Source organism: Streptomyces sp. PKU-EA00015 (assembly GCF_013387495.1).
Lineage (GTDB): Bacteria > Actinomycetota > Actinomycetes > Streptomycetales > Streptomycetaceae > Streptomyces.
Genome location: NZ_JABZEE010000024.1, coordinates 1 through 16,969, shown reverse-complemented (window position 1 = coordinate 16,969; position 16,969 = coordinate 1). Strand labels below are relative to the sequence as shown.

At 68.5% G+C, this 16,969-nt stretch carries 12 protein-coding genes and 1 pseudogene; 7 read left to right on the top strand and 6 right to left on the bottom strand.

What is annotated here, in order from left to right:
- Positions 1 to 20 precede the first annotated feature (20 nt).
- From HW130_RS15690 to HW130_RS15680, 3 genes are read right to left on the bottom strand one after another with little or no spacing between them, the layout of a single operon-like run.
- Positions 21 to 4,736, bottom strand: coding sequence for a putative T7SS-secreted protein (locus HW130_RS15690; RefSeq protein WP_177150192.1), 4,716 nt, complete (start codon positions 4,734 to 4,736; stop codon positions 21 to 23).
- A complete protein-coding gene (locus HW130_RS15685; protein WP_177150191.1) occupies positions 4,736 to 5,383 on the bottom strand; it encodes a hypothetical protein in 648 nt (215 codons plus the stop codon). Before HW130_RS15685 ends, HW130_RS15690 begins: the two co-directional genes overlap by 1 nt.
- Positions 5,380 to 5,892, bottom strand: coding sequence for an SseB family protein (locus HW130_RS15680; protein WP_309140448.1), 513 nt, complete (start codon positions 5,890 to 5,892; stop codon positions 5,380 to 5,382). Before HW130_RS15680 ends, HW130_RS15685 begins: the two co-directional genes overlap by 4 nt.
- 217 nt (positions 5,893 to 6,109) lie before the next feature.
- Here HW130_RS15680 and HW130_RS15675 point away from each other — a divergent pair, with 217 nt between their 5' ends.
- The gene (locus HW130_RS15675; RefSeq protein ID WP_177150190.1) at positions 6,110 to 6,652 is read left to right on the top strand and encodes a MarR family winged helix-turn-helix transcriptional regulator; all 543 of its coding nucleotides are present in this window, start codon (positions 6,110 to 6,112) and stop codon (positions 6,650 to 6,652) included.
- 23 nt (positions 6,653 to 6,675) lie between these two features.
- On the opposite strand, the gene HW130_RS15670 is transcribed toward HW130_RS15675, so the two are convergent.
- Complete coding sequence (locus tag HW130_RS15670; protein ID WP_177150189.1) at positions 6,676 to 7,029, bottom strand: hypothetical protein; 354 nt, start codon at positions 7,027 to 7,029, stop codon at positions 6,676 to 6,678.
- Positions 7,030 to 7,070: 41 nt separating this feature from the next.
- A pseudogene (locus HW130_RS15665) lies at positions 7,071 to 8,724 on the bottom strand (cbb3-type cytochrome c oxidase subunit I).
- A 394-nt stretch (positions 8,725 to 9,118) separates the two neighbouring features.
- Here HW130_RS15665 and HW130_RS15660 point away from each other — a divergent pair.
- The 6 genes from HW130_RS15660 (at position 9,119) to HW130_RS15635 (ending at position 16,297) form a co-directional block, all read left to right on the top strand.
- Positions 9,119 to 9,427: a hypothetical protein gene (locus tag HW130_RS15660; RefSeq protein ID WP_142217964.1), complete on the top strand. Its 309-nt coding sequence runs from the start codon at positions 9,119 to 9,121 to the stop codon at positions 9,425 to 9,427.
- Positions 9,428 to 9,579: 152 nt separating this feature from the next.
- Positions 9,580 to 10,413: a hypothetical protein gene (locus HW130_RS15655; RefSeq protein ID WP_177150188.1), complete on the top strand. Its 834-nt coding sequence runs from the start codon at positions 9,580 to 9,582 to the stop codon at positions 10,411 to 10,413.
- Positions 10,403 to 11,701: a hypothetical protein gene (locus tag HW130_RS15650; protein ID WP_177150187.1), complete on the top strand. Its 1,299-nt coding sequence runs from the start codon at positions 10,403 to 10,405 to the stop codon at positions 11,699 to 11,701. The genes HW130_RS15655 and HW130_RS15650 overlap by 11 nt, the downstream gene beginning before the upstream one ends.
- A complete protein-coding gene (locus HW130_RS15645) occupies positions 11,698 to 13,251 on the top strand; it encodes an SCO6880 family protein (RefSeq protein ID WP_177150186.1) in 1,554 nt (517 codons plus the stop codon). The genes HW130_RS15650 and HW130_RS15645 overlap by 4 nt, the downstream gene beginning before the upstream one ends.
- Before the next feature lie 12 nt (positions 13,252 to 13,263).
- Positions 13,264 to 14,679: an ATP-binding protein gene (locus HW130_RS15640; RefSeq protein WP_177150185.1), complete on the top strand. Its 1,416-nt coding sequence runs from the start codon at positions 13,264 to 13,266 to the stop codon at positions 14,677 to 14,679.
- Position 14,680: 1 nt separating this feature from the next.
- Positions 14,681 to 16,297: a type IV secretory system conjugative DNA transfer family protein gene (locus HW130_RS15635; RefSeq protein WP_177150184.1), complete on the top strand. Its 1,617-nt coding sequence runs from the start codon at positions 14,681 to 14,683 to the stop codon at positions 16,295 to 16,297.
- A 4-nt stretch (positions 16,298 to 16,301) separates the two neighbouring features.
- Here the strand turns inward: HW130_RS15635 and HW130_RS15630 are convergent, their stop codons facing one another.
- Positions 16,302 to 16,853 carry a GNAT family N-acetyltransferase gene (locus HW130_RS15630; protein ID WP_177150183.1) on the bottom strand — a complete coding sequence of 184 codons (552 nt, stop codon included), beginning with the start codon at positions 16,851 to 16,853 and terminating at the stop codon, positions 16,302 to 16,304.
- Positions 16,854 to 16,969: the final 116 nt, after the last annotated feature.

Genomic DNA, 16,969 nt, shown 5'->3' with positions numbered 1-16,969 from the left:
CGAGCCCGGAGTACATTCGACTAGAGTCCGGGGAACTCATCCGGCCAAACGATGTGCGTCGCCTCGGCAGCCGCGTCGTTGTGATGCGGACTCTTCGGGTTATGCACCTGCTTGTGATAGAGATTGCCCATCATATCTTGATACTGCCCAGAGATCTGAATCCTATATATTTCATTCCAGCGCGAAGGCGAGTCGAGCGGAACATTATCTCCACGGTCGGGCCCGTGTATCCTAAGTCGCACTCGTCGCCCTTCCGAATCTCGCCAAATATACTCCAGCCCGTACTGTGCTCCGCCATTCGGGTCCGGTGTCATCTCACGAATTCTCGCACTATCAGGAACCACGCTCATGGGATCCCGACCTGTCATGTCCCAGGGCCCAGGTCCTGCTGGTGAATCCTCCATCTCCTCTCCGTCAGGACACCCCCCGGGCGCCAAGCCCAGGGGATCCACTTGCCCTTGAGGGTTCTTGACGTACGAATTCGGATTTGGCGCTGGTATCAGCCCGAGAGGATCCGACGAAAGATACTGCGCAACCTCGGGGTCGTAGTAGCGATAGAAGTTGTAGTGAAGGCTGGTCTCGGCGTCAAAGTATTGACCGGGGAACCGCAGGGGCGTGTACGTCGTACTCGACTTACTCCAAGTGGTCGCTCCCCACAGGGTGTTACGTGCCCTCCAAGTGACCGCGCCCGACTCGTCGATCAGTTCGTTCGGCGCACCAATCAGATCCGTGACAATGGAGAAGAAACGCTCGTCAATGACCTGCTGCGATGCATCGGGCGAAAGGATGCGTTCCGTCTGACTCAGCGGACGGAGGCCCCGGTGGTCCCAAGTAAGGGCCACGCGGTTCGGCAGGGCCTCGCTCTCCTTCGTCTCTTCGCACAGCGTCGTCCCATCCCAGGTGAACGTGACCTGTTCCAGAACGATCGTGCCGTCTTCTGCCAGCCGTCGCTTGGCGATCCGTCGCCCCAGCCCGTCGTACGCGTACCGCCAGACCGCCCCGTCGGGTGTGGTGACCGACCGCATGCGGCTCTCGGCGTCCCATTCGTAGCGCCAGGTGTCCGGCTTGCGGGACAAGCGGGTCTTCTGGCGCAGCGAGATGCGGCCGAGTGCGTCATGTTCGTAGCGGACGTTGCCCGCGCGCGTGATCGTCGTGCCGGTGTACTCACGTGCACCGACGGCTTCCTGGCCCGGATGGGAGGGCGGCCAGGACGCATGCGTCTGATTGCCTGCCTCGTCATAGGCATAGCGCTCGGTCCAGCGCCCCGCGTGGACAGCGGTGACGCGGCCGGCCGGGTCCAAGTCGAAGGCCTTGGGACCGGCAAGTAGGTCGTTCAGGCCGATGAGGTTGCCGTCGGCGCGGTAGGTGTAGTCGCGGCGCTGGATACTGCGACCGGCGCCCGTGACGTGCTGGCTGGTGAGGCGACCCATCACGTCGTACTGGGATGCCAGCGTGACCGTGTCGCCGATGTGGCGGGCGATTTCCTGGCCCGCCGCGTCGTGTTCGAAGGTGAGCGTGCGGCCCGAGGTCGCCAGCGATGTGCGGCGGCCTGCGGCGTCGTACGTCCAGGTACTGACCGCCCCGGTCGGGGTCATGCGGCTGACGCGGCGGCCGAGCGCGTCGTACGTGTACGACATCGTGCGGCCGTTGACAGTCTCGGAGACCAGGCGACCGTAGCGGTCGCGGAGATACGTGATCGTGGCGTCCGCGTTGACCGCTTCCGCGAGCTGGTCCGTGAAGTCGTACGCGAACGTCGTGACGGCCCCGGCAGCGTCCTTGCGGACGACGCGGTCGAGGTCGTCCCGCTCGTAGCGGATGGTCTGGCCGAGCGCGTCGGTCCGGGCGGTCAGGCGGCCGGCCGCATCTCGCTCGTAGACGAGGGGCCGGTTGTCGAAATCCGTCTCGGATATGAGCCGGCCGGCCGCGTCGTACTCGTAGTCCCAGGTCAGCCCCTGGGGGTTGAGCACCTGGGTCAGGCGCAGTTCGTGGTCGTGGGTGAACTCGTAGCGCACGCCGTCCGGGCCGGTGCGGGCGCTCATGAGGTCGAAGTGGGTGTACTCGAAGCGGGACACCTGGCCCATGGCGTCGGTGTGGGTGAGGCAGTTGCCTTCGCCGTCGTACGTCCATGACTGCTCGCTGCCGTCGGCATCGATGCGGCGCGCGAGCCGCCCCTCCGGGGTCCACTCCATGCGCGTGATCGCACCGAGTGGGTCGGTGACGGCGACGGGACGGCCGAAGGCGTCCCGGTCGATGCGAGTGGTCGCACCGAGGGGGTTGGTGACCTCGACGGGCAGGCCGGCCGCGTTGCTGCGGACCCGGGTCGTGTTCCCAAGCGCGTCGGTGACGGCGGTGACGTGACCGGCTTCGTTGTAGGTGTAGTGCGTGACGGCCCCGGACGGGCTGGTCATGCTGGTGCGGTTGCCGCGTTCGTCGTACTCCTGCCGGACCGTCGTCCGGTCCGGGTTGATGACGCGCACCGGGAGGCCGAGGTCGTTGTACTCAGCGGTGGCTTCGCGGCCATCGGGGCGCACCACGGTGGTCAGCCGGCCGGACCCGTCGTACGCGAAGCGGGCCGTGCGGCCGAGCGGGTCGGTCTGGCTCAGGAGCCGGTCGTAGCGGTCGCGTTCGAAGCGGGTGACCGCCCCCAGCGGGTCGATCTGCTGGACGACCTGGTGCGCCTCATTGACGACGTACCGGCGGACCGCCCCGCCGCTGGTGGTCGCCGTGGTGACGCGCAGGCCGGTCTCCGGGTCCGGGTCGCTGTAGGCGAGCCGCAGGGCCATGTGGCCAGCCGAGCCGCCTTCGGCGATGCAGCGGTCCTGGTCGTCGTACTCGTACGTGTACGAGCTGCCGTTGGTGTCTGTCCACGACGTGACACGGCCGCGCTCGTCGTAGGCGAACTGCAGCGGCAGACCGGAGGAATTGGTGACGGAGGTGAGATGGCCGTCGGTGTAGCCGTAGCGCAGGACTTCCTGGTCCGAGCCGTCCGGGGCCGCGCCCGCCAAGTGAAGGGCGGTGATCCGTCCCTCACTCGTGGTGAGCTTCAGGTGGTAGCCGCCGTGGTGGACGATCGAGGTCGGCGCATCGGACTCGTCGTACTCGAAGGTGATCCAGTTGCCGTTGCGGTCGTCGATCTGAGCCAGCAGCGCCAGCTCATTGCCGTGTGGCGTGAAGTGCCAGACGCTGCCCGTGTCCGGATCGGTGACGGTGTAGTCGCCGTCCGGATCACGGTCGAGGGGCCAGCGTGGGCCGTGGCTCGGCAGGACCGGGACGCCGGGCGCGGGGTGCGGGTAGGCGATGAGCCGCCCGTCCTCACGCACGAAGACGACACCCTCAGCGTCGATCTCCAGCCGCTGGTCGGCCGTGGACGCCCACGACGGGCCGAACCAGCGTCCGGCCCGGTAATCGGAGGCTACCCTGCGGCGGAACGACAGGGGCAGGACGCCGGGAAGCGCGACGTCCGTCTGCGGCAGGTACATCACACCCGTGGCAAGGTCAATCGGGTCCGTGCCGTCTTTGCAGACCGAATCCTCTGTGCGGGTGTTCTTCGGTGGATCGTTACGGGCGCCCTTCTGCGCACCTGACTCGGCGGCTTCGGTGACCGCGTGCTTCGCGCCACTGCGCAGGCCCGCTGTGGCCACGCCCTTGACGACACCAGCACCCTTCGTTCCCAGGATTTCGGGGACGAGGCGGCCGAGGAATTCGGCGGGGTCGCCCTTGGCTGCGTCCCAGGCGTTCTTCAGGGCGCGGTCGGGGTTCGCGACAGTGGACACCAGGCCGGCGAGCGTCGTGTTGACGCCCTTGTAGTACTCGGCGGGGTGGGTCAGGTTGTACATGTCGATCGGGTTGACCGAGCGGACGAAGTTGACCAGCCCCGCGGTGCCCTTGATGATGCCGCCGCCGAAGTGGGCCAGCTCGATGCTCTGGCCCAGGCTGTAGTCCATGAGCTCGGTCTGGAGCTTGTCCAGTCCGGTCTTGTCCTTCGGTGCGTGGGCCATGGCAGCCTTGACCGCGCCCTTCGCCGTCTCCGCGGCCTGGTTCCGCGCAGTGCGGGCGTCGTCCAGGATCTCCTGCGCCTGCTTGCGTTTGGCCGTGCTCGGATCCTTGAACTCACCCGGGTGCGGCAGCGGATTGTCACTGTTGCGGGCGGCGTCGTAGGCATCGGCCTTCTTGTTGAACTCCGCAGCCGCCTTCTCGTAGTCCTTCTTCGCCTCGTTGTAGAGGGCGATCGCCTCACGCGCCTTGCCCTGCGCCGTGACAATCGCCTTCGAGTACGTCTCCAGGGCCTTGGCCGCGTCCTCGAACGCGTCCGCCGCGCGGAGCCAGTCGGTGGGAAGCGTCTGGAACTTCTCCCGGAACGCGTTGGCGGCCTCGCCCTTCCAATGACTGGAGTCGAGCTTCTTCATCCCGCCGCCGACCAGATCGAACGCCTTCTGGAAGTCCCGCAGGTTCTTCACCGTCGAGGCGATCTTCTCCGGCTTGCCATGGATCAGCTCGTTCGCTTCCTCGGTCTGCCCGAGCTGCTTCTCCCCGACCTCCGCACCCAGAGAGGAAGCGGTCTCATCTCCCCAGTCCTCGACCGCGTCCGCCCAGTCGTGCGCACCGACCTTGTCCAGCCCCTGGCCGGCCTTGTCGGTCACATAGTCGACACCCTCGCCGACCACTTCCTTGCCCTTGTCGACGGCCTTGTCGAATCCGTCGACAAGGCCATCGCCGATCCCCCGCCAGTCCACCATCAGCGACTCTCCCCCCACCGCGGCTGCTCAGCCTGATCGATCGTGGCCTGATCAGGGTCGAGGTCTTCCTTCAGCTGCTCGTCCATCGCGTCCCGGATCTTCGGGTCGATCAGCCCGGAACGCTCCATGGAGTCCATCTGCGCGTCCATCACGTCATACGTGGTGTTCTTCCAGGTCTGCTTGACCTCGCCGTGAGCCTCACGCATCGACTCCGCGCTCCAGTCCGCGTTGTCCCAGGCGTGCTGGTCACGAATCGTGTCCCAGCTCATCTGCTTGACCTCGTCCTCGGACAGATGAGGATTGCCGTTCAGCGAGTTCACACCGATCTTGATCGCGTCCTTGACGTACTGCTCCTGCTCCGCGAACGACCCCGCCGACAGACCCACCCCCTTGGCGAAGGCGTTGCCCTTCAGCGTCAGGGTGCGCACCCCCCACTCCCAGCGGCTGCAGAACGTCTCGAACTCCGCCGCCAGCCCGCCGTGACCCAGCTCCAGCCCCGACAACGCGAGGTCCGAGAACCCCCGCCCCACCGACGCCTCGCCGATCATCCCGAGCTCCTTCAGCTCGGCATGCGCCAGATTGATACCGTTCGCGATCTCCGCCAGCGCCGCCGGCGGAGCCTTCAGCTCCGGCTCGCCCCCACTCACCGCATCCCCCCGAGATCCACCGCCACCGCATCGGGCACGATGCCCTCCACCGGCGGGAACAACATGCCGTCATCACTGCCCGCGTCCAGCGCAACCCCGCCCGGACCCGGCAGCATCGGCACCATCACATCCAGCAACCGGGCACCCAGAACCGTCCGGTACGCCCACTCGCGGCCCGCATCCCCCTGCGCGACCGCGAACCGCGCCAACGCCTCCTCGTCCGAGAACGCACAGATCCACCGCACCCCGTTGAAATCCGCCGTCCACAAACTCCCGTGCGCGTCGAACGGCACCAACACCGCCGACCGCCGGAACTCCCCCAGCAAACGGGCAAACGCCCGCCGCGCCACCGCCACCTCGTCCACCGGCTCAGCGGCCACCGGCACTGCTGGTGTTACCGGCGGAATCGTTGACGGCTCAAACAATGCGGTCGGACCCGGTACGTCCACCAAGTCGGCCAACCGTGAAGCCGGTCGAGGCTTCGGTATCTCATCCCCGTTGTCAGTCACCCACGAATGCTGCCACGTGCACATTTCCGCAAGCAACGAAGAATGGTCCGAATCACGTCCGACTGACCTTGGGCGCACGGAAGCTGACTCAGCATCACCGGACCGGCATGCCACGGCAGGGCGTGCGATGGGCGCACGTCCAGGCCCGATCCCAGGCACCAGGCGCGCCCGCCAGGTGGGACTCCCTTCGCTGCGCTGTCGCTAGTCTTGCCCCGATATGGCTGAGGACGACGAGATCCACATCGCCGACGAGGGCGACAGCGTGGACGCGATGATGGCCGAGTGGCGCAGCGAGTGGCCGGAACTGGACGTGTCGTCCAGCGCGGTGATCGCCCGCCTGCTGCGTGCGGCCCAGCTGCTGGAGGACCGGTTCACGAGCGGGTTGCGTCGCCCCGGCGGGATGCCCATCGCCAACGTCGGGGACTTCGACCTGCTGCAGGCACTGCGCCGCAGCGGTCCTCCCTACACGCTGACCCCCGGACAGTTGCGCCAAGCCCTGATCGTCTCCTCCGCCGGCATCACCGGAAGGCTCAACCGGCTCGAGCGGGAGGGCTGGATCGAACGCGGCCCCTCCCCCGCCGACGGCAGAAGCACTCTGGTCCGTCTGACGGAGGAGGGCCGGGCGAACATCGACCGGGCTCTGGGACAGCACTTCGGCCTGGAACGCGACGTGCTCTCCGTGCTGGAGCCGGAGGAACGCGCAGGGGTCGCGGACGCCCTGCGCAAGCTCCTGGCCGCCCTGGAGGCGGACTCCGCCTGAAAAGACCGGGCCGCTGAACGACCTCAGGCCGCTCCCGCCGCCGTCCCGAGGATCACCGCGATGCAGAGCGCGACCATTCCCATGGTGACGACGGCCATCGCGGCGGCCATGGACCGTGTCAGGCGGCGGTGGCGCGCCTCGTACTGCGCCTCGATCTGCTGTATGCGTTCCGCGATGTGGCGGGTGACCTGACGGGCGTTCTCGACCTGTACCCGGGCGTACGCCTCCTCGACGTCGAGGCGCTGGTCGGTGGTGAGGCCGGGCAGTTCCGAGGCGAAGTCGCGTGCCTTGCGATGCGCCTCCCGGACGTGTGCCTCTCGGTAGAGGTAGCCCTCGATCTGGCGCAGGCCGAGGTTGGCTTCATGACGGGCATCCATGGAAGGCTCCTGAGCGGTGGCGAGGTCGGAAAAAGGTGTTCTCAGCGCAGGCCTGGGGCGGTCGCCCGGTCCTCTCCTGTGCCGTCGGCGGCGAACTCGGGATGGTTGAGGTCGAAGGCGGGTGAATCGCTGCGGATGCTCGGCACCGTGGTGAAGTTGTGCCGCGGCGGCGGGCAGGACGTGGCCCACTCCATCGAACGGCCGTAACCCCACGGGTCGTCGACCTCGATCTTCTTGCCGTACTTCGCCGTCTTCCAGACGTTGTAGAAGAACGGCAGCATCGACAGACCGAGCAGGAACGAGGCGATCGTCGACACGGTGTTCAGCGCGGTGAAGCCGTCGGCGGCCAGGTAGTCCGCATAGCGGCGCGGCATGCCCTCCGCGCCCAGCCAGTGCTGGACGAGGAAGGTGCCGTGGAAGCCGGCGAACAGCGTCCAGAACGTGATCTTGCCGAGCCGCTCGTCCAGCATCTTGCCCGTGAACTTCGGCCACCAGAAGTGGAAGCCGGCGAACATCGCGAAGACCACGGTGCCGAAGACGACGTAGTGGAAGTGCGCGACGACGAAGTACGAGTCCGTGACGTGGAAGTCCATCGGCGGGGACGCCAGGATGACGCCTGTCAGACCGCCGAACAGGAACGTGACCATGAAGCCGATGGACCACAGCATCGGTGTCTCGAAGGACAGCGAGCCCTTCCACATCGTGCCGATCCAGTTGAAGAACTTCACGCCCGTCGGCACCGCGATGAGGAACGTCATGAACGAGAAGAACGGCAACAGCACAGCACCCGTCGCGTACATGTGATGTGCCCACACGGTCACGGAGAGACCTGCGATCGCAATGGTCGCCCCGACCAACCCCATGTAGCCGAAGATCGGCTTGCGCGAGAAGACGGGGACCACCTCGGACACGATGCCGAAGAACGGCAGCGCCAGGATGTAGACCTCGGGATGGCCGAAGAACCAGAAGAGGTGCTGCCACAACAGCACACCGCCGTTGGCGGGGTCGAATATGTGGCCACCGAACTTCCGGTCGTACTCAAGAGCGAGAAGCGCGGCCGCCAGCACGGGGAAGGCCAGCAGCACCAGCACACTGGTCAGCAGCACGTTCCAGGTGAAGATCGGCATCCGGAACATCGTCATGCCGGGGGCACGCATGCTGACGATGGTCGTGATGAAGTTGACCGCTCCCAGGATGGTGCCGAAGCCCTGCAGGGCCAGCCCCGTGATCCACAGGTCGGCGCCGGCTCCCGGCGAGCGGACCGTGTCGGACAGGGGGCTGTAGGCGGTCCATCCGAAGTCGGCCGCACCCTGCGGGGTCAGGAAGCCGGCCATCGCGATCACCGAACCGAACAGGTACAGCCAGTACGCGAGCATATTCAGGCGGGGGAACGCCACGTCGGGGGCGCCGATCTGCAGCGGCATGATCCAGTTCGCGAAGCCCGAGCATCGTGAACGCCTGGTTGAACTGTTCGTTCGACATGATCTGCGTGCCCGGCCGGGCCAGCTCGGCCCGCATGAGCAGAGCCATCAGGCCACCGACGCAGAAGAACGCGAACGAGGTGATCAGGTAGAGCGTGCCGATCTTCTTGTGGTCGGTGGTGGTCAGATACGCGACCACCGCGCGGCCCGGCGAGCTGCGCTGAGCCGTAGAGGTCGCCCGGGGCGACGCGGCGGGCGGTGACGGAGCGGGCATGACCACAGCAATCCTCCAAGCGTGCGAGATGTCCGGGCCTGCGGCGCTTGCTCAACCGTGGACCGGACCTTCCCAGGGTATCTCGCTCGCGAGAGAAATAAATGGCGAGGGTCGTCGACCCCTCCCGCACCCACCCAAAGAACCCCAAAGGTGGCACAACGACAGTCATTGCCCGGAGTCACCCTGCGTGATACACAGAGTGACGATATGTGTACAGGGATCGAATCGGGCCACGCCTTCGCAGGTCAAGGCAGCCGCTTCGGTCAAACGTGCGGAGATCGGGTAAAGAGACCCTCGAAGTCGGCTTACGCGGGCGGTTTCATCAGCGAAGATAGAACCTGGCCCGTGCCGAGTGGTGGGGGCGGCGAACAACCCAACAGGGGCGGTGAGTTACATGATCCTGGCAGCCGAAAAGGGCGACATCACCACCATCATCGGCGGTATCGCCCCGAATTGGGGGCCCTTCGGAAGCCTGGGCAACGAGGCTCGAGTGATGATCGAGGTGGTGATGGCCGTTGCCATCCTCCTCTGCCTCGGCATCGCCATCTGGGGCGCGGCCAAGCAGCGCATCGGCGCGACAGCGCTCCGCGACACCTTCAGCGCGGAGCAGGGCAAGGGCCTGATCGTCGCCGGACTCACCGGCGTCTTCATCATCGGCTCACTGGGGACCTTGTTCACCATCGTCTACGGGATGGCCGTCTAGCCCGGCCGCCCGCCCGTCCTCTCCGGGCTCGCCCGGCCCACCTCCGAGGTTGCGTCTCCCCTGATGTCCCCCATCCTGCTGATGTCACGTCACCACACCGCGTCCGCGCGGCCCGCAGCACGTCCACTACCGGTTGAGGGGGCCTGCCCGAGATGAGCCTCGGCGACGAGCACGACAGCCGTACGAACGAGGGCTTCGGCGGCTCGGGCCAGACCCGCACCCGGCTCCCGGGCACGAGCGAGGACATCTACGGCGGCGCCCGCCGCCCGGTGCGCACCTCACGTTCGCTCATCGGGGTGGTGGGCGTGGTGGTGCTGCTGATCGCGGCGATCGCCTTCGCCAACAAGGGCGGTGGGGCGGAGGACACGTCGGGCGACACCGGCAAGTCCCCCGACAGCCGCCCGACGGCGGCGACGGGGGTGCGCCCGGTGAAGGGCAACGAGGGCGGCATCCCGACGGGGTACGCGCGGGACGAACAGGGGGCGCAGAGCGCGGCGGCGAATTACGCGGTGGCGCTGGGGTCTGCCGAAATGTTCGACAAGGCCAAGCGCGACGGCATCCTCGACGTGGTGATCACGCCCACGGCTGTGAACACGTTCCGCACCACGTTGGACAAGGCCTATTCGCCCTCGTTCTTCAAGAACGTCGGTCTCAACGAAGACGGTTCGACACCGAACGGCTTCACCTTCATCTCGCGCACTTCGCCCATCGGAACCAAAATCACCAACTTCGCGGGCACGCGGGCGACGGTCGAGGTGTGGTGCACCGGTCTCATCGGTCTGGCCGGTGAGGGCTCCACCAATCCGGTCACCGACGGATGGTTCACCATCACCATGGAGCTGGAGTGGGTCAACGGTGACTGGAAGGCCGTAACCCACTCACAGAAGGACGGACCCGCTCCTGTGGGAGGGGACACTCGGGCATCGAGCGCCGAAGAAATCGCTGGTGCGGTCAATGGGTACGGAGGCTTCACGTATGCCCGCTAGTACGCAACGCCGCATCACGTCCGTGGGTACACTGCTGGCTGCCGTCCAGGCAGCCGCAGTCGTCTTCGCCACGCAGGTGTTCGCCGCGCCGACGCCGAGCCCCGGCCCTAGCAACAATCCCTGTGATTTGATCCACGGCCCCGCCCGCGACTACTGCGAAGACGGCGACGCCCCCGGCGGCCGCAGCCCCGCCGGGGTCGACGACCCCACCGCCGCCCTCGACCCCCTCTCCTCCCTCGCCCGTGGCTGCGCCGACGCCGCCGTCACCCTGCTCGACTACCTCTCCGGCGCCGTCAAGGAGACCGCCGAGGTCGACTTCACCAACCCCGCCTTCCTCGCCCGCTACGCCATCGTCTTCGCCGCCGCCACCGTCCTCACGCTCATCCTGTGGCTGCTCGCCGTCGCCAAGCGCGCCATCCGCGGCGTACCGCTCACCACCGCGATCTCCGAGGCCGTCGGCTTCCTCTGGCTGACCGTCCTCGCCTCCGCCTTCACGCCGCTGATCCTCTACACCGTCGTCACCGCCACCGACGCCGTCACCGAGGTCATCGCCTCCGGGACCGGTCAGCAGACCGACATCTTCTTCGGCAGCTTCAAGGAGGCACTCCAGAAGGGCGACAGCATCAGCGGCGGCCCGATCATGCTGATCATCGTCGCGCTGGTCACCGTCCTCGCCGCCGGCATCCTCTACCTCGAGCTGTTCATCCGCGCCGTGCTGCTCTACGTCGGCGCCCTCCTGGGCGTAGTCGTCTACGCAGGGCTCGTCGACAAGAACATGTGGGGCCACGTCCGCCGCTGGGCCGGGATCATGATCGCCATCATCCTGGTCAAGCCCGTCATCGTCATCGTGCTCGGCCTCGCCGGCGCGCTCTCCGCGGGCGAGGGGCCGGACTCCTTCTCCGCCGTCGTGTCCGGGCTCTCGATCATCCTGCTCGCGATCTTCGCCTCCGCCATGATCTACCGCTTCGTCCCCGGCTTCGGCGACGAGATCGCCAACTCCCGCAACAACCGCATCCAGAACGCCGCCGAGGGCAAGGCCGCCGCCGTCATCAGCTCCCCGGCCGCCCTCGTCTCGCAGGGCATCAAGACCCACAGCTCCCGCGGCAACCAGAACACCGGCGGCGACTCCGGCGCAAGCACGCCCCGCCCCGCCAACCCCGTCAGCGGCGGCGTCGCAGCACACGGCAGCCGTACGGGCCAGGGGGCCGCGCCCTCGCCCCGTAGCAGCACCCCGACCAGCGGCACCCCGCACAGCAACCGCAACAGCACAGGAGGTGGCCGGCGTTGACGACCCAGTCCCCACCCATCGCGCCCCGCCGCACGTACCTCATCGGCCGCGCCCGGCCGAACGCGATCGTCGGCAAGAACCGCGAGACCGGCGAGATCGCACTGATCATCGCCGGCGCGTTCCTCGGCATGATGAGCGGGCTGCTGGTCCCCGTCCTGTCCCTGCGGATCGTGCTGCTCACGGGCTTCCCGATGCTCGCGCTCGCCGCCGTGTACGTCCCCTACAAGGGCCGCACCTTCTACAAATGGTTCGAAATCAACCGCAGCTACAAGCGCACCCTGCGCCAGGGCACCACCTACCGCTCCGGCGCCGTCGAGGCCGGCACCCGGATCGACGGGCGGGAGATCGAGGTCGGCCCGCCGCCGGGCATCGGGCGGATCAACTGGCTCGCCGCCCCCTTCGGCCCCGACGAGATCGCCGTCCTGCTGCACGCCGACCGGCGCACCGTCACCGCGGCCATCGAGATCGAGGGCCCCGGCGTCGGACTGCGCGACAGCGAGGACCAGGAGGCCCTGGTCGACCGGTTCGGCACGCTGCTCAAGCATGTCGCGAACGGCGACGGCTTCGTGACGCGCATTCAGATGCTCGCGCGCACCCTGCCCGCCGACCCCGACGCACACGCCAAGGACGTCGCCCAGCGCGGGGACGAGAAGGCGCCGGCCTGGCTCCAGGAGTCGTACGAACAGCTCCAGTCCATGGTGTCCACCTCCAGCGAGCAGCACCGCGCCTACCTCGTCGCCTGCATGCACTACTCGCGCGAACTCGCCGCCGAGGCCCACGCCATGGCCCGGGCCGCCAAGCACGCCTCCGGCGTCAGGCGGCTCGACAAGGACGCCGGCCTCGCCGTCGTCATGGCCCGCGAGCTCACCGACATCTGCGCCCGGCTGGCCGAGGCGGACATCCGCGTACGGCAGCCCCTCGGCCAGGCCCGCCTCGCGTCCCTCGTGCATTCCATGTACGACCCGGACCACCCCATCGACCACATCCAGGCGATGACCAAGCGAAACGCCTGGCCGGCCGAGCTGGACGCCGTCGAACCCACGTACCTCCAGGCCAAGACCCGCGAGTCCTCCACCCGCGCCCCCTGGTGCCACTCCACCGCGTGGGTCAAGGAGTGGCCGATGACGCCGGTCGGCGTCAACTTCCTCGCGCCGCTGCTCGTCCACACCCCCGACGTGATCCGTACGGTCGCGGTGACGATGGACCTGGAGCCCACCGAGGTCGCCATCGAGCGCATGCTCACCGAGAAGACCAACGACGAGGCGGACGCCAGCCGAGCCGCCAAGATGAACCGGACCGTCGACCCGCGCGACATCGCCGCGCACGGACGGCTCGACCAGCGGGGTGAAGATCTCGCGAGCGGTGCGGCGGGGGTCAACCTCGTCGGGTACATCACTGTGTCGTCGCGTTCGCCCGAGGCCCTGGCCAGGGACAAGCGCACGATCAGGGCCTCTGCCGGCAAGTCGTATCTGAAGCTGGAGTGGTGCGACCGCGAGCACCACAGGGCCTTTGTGAACACCCTTCCGTTCGCGACCGGCATCCGCCGATAGGGGCCTTGAGCCATGCGTGATCCGCTGTCCGTCCTCACGGATGCCTTCACCTCCTTCCTGTTCGGAAAGGTGGAGACGACCCGTCTGCCCGTCCGCACCTCGACCGGGCAGGCGCAGGCCGTCTACCTCCCGACGGCCGCACCCGGCCTCGGAGACTCGGGCGTGATCATCGGCCGCGAGGTCTACAGCGGCAAGGGCTACATCTACGACCCCTTCCAGCTGTACGGGCAGCAGCTCCCCGCCCCGCACTGGCTGGTGCTCGGCGAGTCCGGCAACGGCAAGTCGGCGCTGGAGAAGACGTACGTCCTGCGGCAGTTGCGCTTCCGCGACCGCCAGGTCGTCGTCCTCGACGCACAGGGCGAGGACGGCGTCGGCGAGTGGAACCTGATCGCGCAGGAGCTGGGGATCACGCCCATCCGGCTGGACCCGATGACGGCGCTCGACGGCGGCATCCGCCTCAACCCGCTCGACCCGGCGATCACCAGCACCGGCCAGCTCGCCCTGCTGCGGACCATCATCGAGGTCGCGATGGGCCACGGCCTCGACGAGCGCAGCGGCTTCGCGCTCAAGGTGGCCCACGCGTACGTGAACGAGTCGATCACCGACCGGCAGCCCGTCCTCATGGACATCGTGGAGCAGCTGCGCCACCCCGAGGCGGCGTCCGCCGAGGCGATGAACGTCGACATAGACGATGTACGCGCCTGGGGCCTGGACGTGGCCCTCGTCCTCGACCGGCTCGTCGACGGCGACCTGCGCGGCATGTTCGACGGACCGACGACGGTCGGCATCGACCTGGACGCGCCGCTCATCGTGTTCGACCTGTCCCACATCGACCGCAACTCGATCGCGATGCCGATCCTGATGGCGATCGTCGGCGTGTGGCTGGAGCACACCTGGATCCGGCCCGACCGCAAGAAGCGCATCTTCCTGGTGGAGGAGGCGTGGCACATCATCAACAGCCCGTTCGTCGCGCAGCTCTTCCAGCGGCTGCTCAAGTTCGGGCGGCGGCTCGGCCTGTCGTTCGTGGCGGTCGTGCACCATCTGTCCGACGTGGTGGACGGCGCGGCGGCACGGGAGGCCGCGGCCATCCTGAAGATGGCGTCGACGCGGACGATCTACGCCCAGAAGGCCGACGAGGCGCGGGCCACCGGGCGCGTGCTCGGCCTGCCGCGCTGGGCCGTCGAGATCATCCCGACGCTCACCCCCGGCATCGCCGTCTGGGACGTCAACGGCAACGTCCAGGTGGTCAAGCACCTGGTGACCGAGGCCGAGCGGCCCCTCGTCTTCACCGACCGGGCGATGACGGAGTCCTCGCGGCCCGCGGTGCCGGAGCACGTCCAGGCCGCGGAGTGGGAGGCGGAGCAGCGGGCGGCGCTCATCGAGCGGCAACAGCAGATGGACGAGTCCTCAGAGTCGACGGTGGCGTGAGATGGAGCAGGGGCGCCAGGGGCGGGGCCGAGGCGGGGAGCGTGAAGGGGGCATCCCCGACGGCCTGTTGGTCGGGCTGCTGGGCTTCCTGCTCGGGCTGACGGTGCTGGTGTGGACGGCGACGGGCCTGGCGGGTCTGTTCGCACACGGCGCCTGGCCGACGGGCGTGACGTTCACCAGTACGCCCGTGGCCATGCGGTCGCTGGCCTCGGCCCCGCAGGACCTGCCCGCCGCCTGGCCCTCGACCCCGCCCGCCGAGCTCTCCGGCTACGGGCTGTTCTGGGGCCTGGCCATCGGCGAACTGATGGTGCTGGTCGTGCTGACCGTGTTCACGCTGGGCACGGTGGCACGCTGGCGTGCGGTCCGCGCGAGGACCAGCGCCGAGAGGCACGCGATCGCGCGGACGTCGTCGGAGCCGCACGGCAGGGCCGACAAGACGCCCCCGCCCGCCCCGGCCGTGGAGACGGCATCCGAGGCCCCGGCGCCGCCCGCACCCGCGCCGCCCGTGCCCGAGCAGTCCGTGCCCGCGGCCCCCGCGCCCGTCCCCGCATTCCAGCCGGCCGACCCGGCGGCGACGGCGGCTCCCGCACCGGCTCCGTACCCGCACGCGCCCGCTGTCCCGTCCACCGCAGCGGCCCCAGTCCCCTACCCGCCCACGAGCGTTCCGACCACCGTCCCCGGCCCGCGCGGCACCGGTTCCCGCGTCCTGTACGGCGATCCCGCCACCCGCCGGCCCTCCACCGTCCAGGCGCTCCTCGACGCCGAGGGCCCCGTCCTCGTCGTCACCTCCGACGCCTCCGTGTGGGCCGAGACGAAGGGCGCCCGCGCCAAGCTGGGACCCGTCCTCGTCTACGACCCCGGGCACCTGTGCGACACCCCTTCCCGGCTCCACTGGTCGCCCACCGCCGGCTGCGAGGACGAACGGACCGCGGCCGCCCGCGCCACCGCCCTCCTCGCTCCCGTGCGCCCCCGGGCCCTGATCGACGCCGCCATGGCCGACACGGCGGAAACGCTCCTGCGCTGCTGGCTGCACGCCGCCGCCGTGGACGGCCGGCCGTTCCGCCAGGTCCACCGCTGGGCGCAGGGCACCGGCGCCCACGAGCCCGTACGCATTCTCCGCACGCATCCCAAGGCCGCCGCCGGGCTCGCCGGACTGCTGGAGTCCGCGCTCACCGCGTATCCGGAACGCCGGGACATCGCCCAGCAGTTGACCGGCCGTGCCTTCGCGGCACTGTCGTCGGTCCACATCCGTGAGGCATGCACCCCCAATCGAACCGATTCGCTGGCCTTGGAATCTTTTGTGAACGAAGCGGGCACGCTTTACGTGGTGGGTGAACCGATCGAGGATCCGCGCTCCCACCCCGGTGCGATGCCGCTGCTCACGGCACTCGCCTCAGACGTGGTCGAGCACGGCCGCCGCATGGCCGCACGGTCATCCGACGGTCGGCTCGACCCACCACTGACCCTCGTCCTCGACGACGTGGCGGCCGTGGCACCGCTGCCCGTGCTCCCCGACCTCCTCGCCACCGGCCAGGACCAAGGCCTGCCGACGCTCGTCCTGCTGCGCTCGGCCGAACAGGCCCGCGCCCGCTGGACGGCCCCTCTGCCCTCCCACTGAGCCGCTAGGCCACCTCGCGCCTGACCTCGTACTCGCGCGCCATCTCGTCCCCCGGAATCGGAGACCTGTCGACGCTCGGTACAAAGCCCGCGCGCCGGTAGAGCGCCTCGGCCCGCGCGTTGTCCAGGTGGAAGATCAGACGTACCCGCTCCACCCGCGGCGATTCCAGCGCCCACGACCACTCCAGGGCCGCACGGAACAGCGCGTCCGCGAGACCGCTGCCTCGCGCCTCCGGCCGAACGAACACGCCCACCACATGCGTCTGTTCCACCGACGCCGGCTTCCCGACCCGCGCCTCGGCGCCCGGCCGCTCGACCAGCAAGGACACCGTGCCGTCCCAGCTTCCGTCCGGGGCCTCGCCGATGAACTGGATCACCTCGCGGCCGGCCGCCGCCGAAGCCGTGCGCTCCTGCCAGAAGGAGTCCGGCCGCGCCACGGCGTCCTCGTACGTCTCCAGAAAAGCTATCGAGGCCAGTGGGTCCTGAAGGGCGGCAAGCCGCAACTCGCGGGCCTTGGCCCATTCTTCGGCGCGCACGGGCCGGATGACGTAGTCCATGCCCCGATAGTGGCCAAGGCCCCTGCACCACGGCAACGAGGTTTCCGCCTCGGCGCACTGTGCCGCTGCGTCCCCTGCTGCACCCGGACACACCCCGGAACGCAGGAAAGCCCCGG

Bases quoted from the DNA above. Each gene is read 5' to 3' on its own strand.
- HW130_RS15690 (WP_177150192.1), bottom strand. From the start codon at position 4,736: ATGGTGGACTGGCGGGGGATCGGCGATGGCCTTGTCGACGGATTCGAC.
- HW130_RS15675 (WP_177150190.1), top strand. From the start codon at position 6,110: ATGGCTGAGGACGACGAGATCCACATCGCCGACGAGGGCGACAGCGTG.
- HW130_RS15670 (WP_177150189.1), bottom strand. From the start codon at position 7,029: ATGGATGCCCGTCATGAAGCCAACCTCGGCCTGCGCCAGATCGAGGGC.
- HW130_RS15660 (WP_142217964.1), top strand. From the start codon at position 9,119: ATGATCCTGGCAGCCGAAAAGGGCGACATCACCACCATCATCGGCGGT.
- HW130_RS15655 (WP_177150188.1), top strand. From the start codon at position 9,580: ATGAGCCTCGGCGACGAGCACGACAGCCGTACGAACGAGGGCTTCGGC.
- HW130_RS15650 (WP_177150187.1), top strand. From the start codon at position 10,403: ATGCCCGCTAGTACGCAACGCCGCATCACGTCCGTGGGTACACTGCTG.
- HW130_RS15640 (WP_177150185.1), top strand. From the start codon at position 13,264: ATGCGTGATCCGCTGTCCGTCCTCACGGATGCCTTCACCTCCTTCCTG.
- HW130_RS15635 (WP_177150184.1), top strand. From the start codon at position 14,681: ATGGAGCAGGGGCGCCAGGGGCGGGGCCGAGGCGGGGAGCGTGAAGGG.
- HW130_RS15630 (WP_177150183.1), bottom strand. From the start codon at position 16,853: ATGGACTACGTCATCCGGCCCGTGCGCGCCGAAGAATGGGCCAAGGCC.